The organism is Moorella sp. E306M, from assembly GCF_006538385.1.
In the GTDB taxonomy this organism is placed as follows: domain Bacteria; phylum Bacillota; class DSM-521; order Neomoorellales; family Neomoorellaceae; genus Neomoorella.
Map to the genome: position 1 here is coordinate 1,064,681 of NZ_BJKO01000001.1, position 2,500 is coordinate 1,067,180.

Consider the following 2,500-nt stretch of genomic DNA (forward strand, 5'->3'; position numbering starts at 1 on the left):
TATTCTACGTCTAGCTTGACCCCTGTCTTCTCTTACAGGGTCCCTTTTTACGTCTGGCCCTCTTCCACTGTTCAGTTTTCAAAGACCTGCTTCGCTCAACGCGACTTTTTTAGTTTATCATTTTTTCTTTCCTTCGTCAAGGGCTTTTTTCGCCCTCTTACTGCTGCGCTATGGAAGCGCGCAGTTATATATATTAGCATTTTTAATTCGCCCAGTCAACTGACAATTACTACCAGGCTATTTTCTCCTCCCTTGCAGGAGCATTTAATACTATAGCATGAATTCTGCCGGCAGGCAAGGCAGAGTAAATGATTATAGAGCTATCTGCTTAACATTTCCTTAACATCATCCCCTTTTTTCTTTTTTTTGCGTCACTATGCCTCAATTTCCTCGCTTTCCTGGCCGAAAGCCGGCTATCGCCTTGAGATACTTCCTTCCTTGAGTAATCAATTATGAAACTTGTTTCCATTGACATATAACTTGTAAGGAATATAAGATAAGGTTTGATAAACAACCAGGTAGAGGAGAGAAAACATGCGTTCATTCAAATCTGAAGTCGCCAAGATTAAATTTGAGGTGTTGCGGGAAGTAGCCCATCTTGCCCTCACGGGGAGGCTTGAGAGCGAAATAGACAGGCTCCCGCGCGCCCTTACTGATGCGGGCATAACCCGTTACCGTTGCTGTGTGTACAAGGAAAGGGCGATCCTGGCCGAACGGGTTAAGTTTGCCCTTGGTTTTTCACCCCGGGAAGTGGGCGAAGATGAACGCCTGGGAGCCGTTGCCGAAAAGAGCCTGGCCGGGCACCACATCACCTACCCGGTACTGGATATAATTGAGATAGCCTGTGATCGTTGTCCCATTGATCGTTACCTGGTCACCGATGCCTGCCGGGGCTGCGTCGCCCATTTTTGTGTAAACACCTGCCCGAAAAAAGCTATAACAATTGTTGGCCGCCGGGCCTATATCGATCAAGAAAAATGCGTTGAATGCGGGCGTTGCAGCCGGGCCTGTTACTTCCACGCCATTGTGGAGGTTAGCCGTCCCTGCGAGCGTTCTTGTCCGGCCGGGGCTATTAAACCCGGGCCCAACCGCAATTCGGTGATTGACCGCGAATTTTGCACCGCTTGCGGTACTTGCCTGACAGCATGCCCCTTTGGAGCTATTGCGGATAAGTCCCAGTTGCCGGAAGTGATTCGCTGGCTTCAAGCAGGCGAACAGGTTGTGGCCGCCGTGGCACCGGCGATTGCCGGCCAATTTGGCCCCAACGTGTCGGTAGGCCAGGTTTTGGCGGCCCTCGCCGAACTGGGTTTTACCGCTACTGCCGAGGTGGCCCGGGGGGCGGACCGGGTGGCTGCACTGGAAGCAGAAGAATTTAGCCAAACGGTGGCGGAAAAAGAGTGGCTGGCCAGTTCCTGTTGTCCCGCTTTTGTATCCTTCGTGCGGAAAAATTATCCGGACCTGGCTGATCACCTTGCCCCGGTCCCGTCACCAATGGTGGTCCTGGGCCGGATGCTTAAGGCTGAAGCTCCAAGCAGCAAAGTGGTATTTATAGGGCCATGCGTGGCCAAAAAGGAAGAGGCCCTCGGCCCTGGGACCGGCATCGACGCTGTGCTTACTTTTGAAGAGCTGGCAGCCTTACTCGCTGCCAGGGAAGTAGACCCCGCTGCTCTCAACCCGATTTCTGCGTCTGCCGCCCCAGCTTCAGTGTGGGGTCGGGGTTTCCCGGTAAGCGGGGGTGTTGCCGCAGCGATTGAACAAGCCCTCAAGGAACAGGGGGCTGCCGTCGAATTCAAACCTGTCCTGGCAAGCGGCCTGGAGGAATGTAAACGGTATCTAAACCTGGCCAGGGCAGGAAAACTGCCGGGGAACTTTTTAGAAGGTATGGCCTGCGAGGGAGGCTGTGTCGGCGGGCCAGTAGCTCTGGTCGGGCCGCGGGAAAGCGCCCGGGCAGTGGAAAAATTCTACCGCTGATTTGATCGAGAAGGCCTCTGGTTAATACCAGAGGCCTTAAATATTAACCCCGACTCGGGGACAAATATCCTCAAGGGGACACTTTGAGCATTCGGGCCGGTTTTTGCGGCAGAGCTGGTTTGCCAACCCGTCAATCAGGGCGTGATATTCATTGTAGAGATACTGGTCTTGCGGCAGGTTGGCCATAAAAAACTCCTGCATGCTTTGATAGGTTATCTTTTCATCAAAAAAGCCCAGCCGCGAAAATACCCGTCGCGTGTAGGCATCCATGACCATGATGGGATAGTTGCCAGCGTAACAGAGGATAGCGTCGGCCGTCTCCGGGCCGATACCATAAATAGCCAGTATCTCCGGACGCAGTTCCGCCAGGGGTCGGGAAAACATGGCGGACAGGGACCCGTTATACCGTTGCCACAGGTGTTCAACAAAAGCCTTGAGCTTTTTAGCTTTGGTACGATAATATCCTGCCGGCCGGATGAGGGGTTCCAGTTCAGCCGCAGTTGCCCTGTACATGGCTTCGGCATCGAGG

Annotated in this window: 2 protein-coding genes (1 of these 2 only partly in view); one reads left to right on the forward strand and one right to left on the reverse strand. The window is 53.2% G+C overall.

Going from position 1 to position 2,500, the window contains the following annotated elements; genetic code table 11:
* The first annotated feature begins 534 nt into the window (after nt 1-534).
* Nucleotides 535-1,971, forward strand: a complete 1,437-nt coding sequence (locus FLZ89_RS05590) for a 4Fe-4S dicluster domain-containing protein (protein ID WP_141263728.1) — start codon at nt 535-537, stop codon at nt 1,969-1,971.
* Nucleotides 1,972-2,007: 36 nt separating this feature from the next.
* Here FLZ89_RS05590 and FLZ89_RS05595 read toward each other — a convergent pair whose 3' ends face one another.
* Nucleotides 2,008-2,500: the 3' portion of an endonuclease III domain-containing protein gene (locus FLZ89_RS05595; RefSeq protein ID WP_141264100.1), read on the reverse strand. It continues 242 nt past the right edge of the window; only the last 493 of its 735 coding nucleotides appear in the window; the start codon falls outside the window, past its right edge; the stop codon is at nt 2,008-2,010.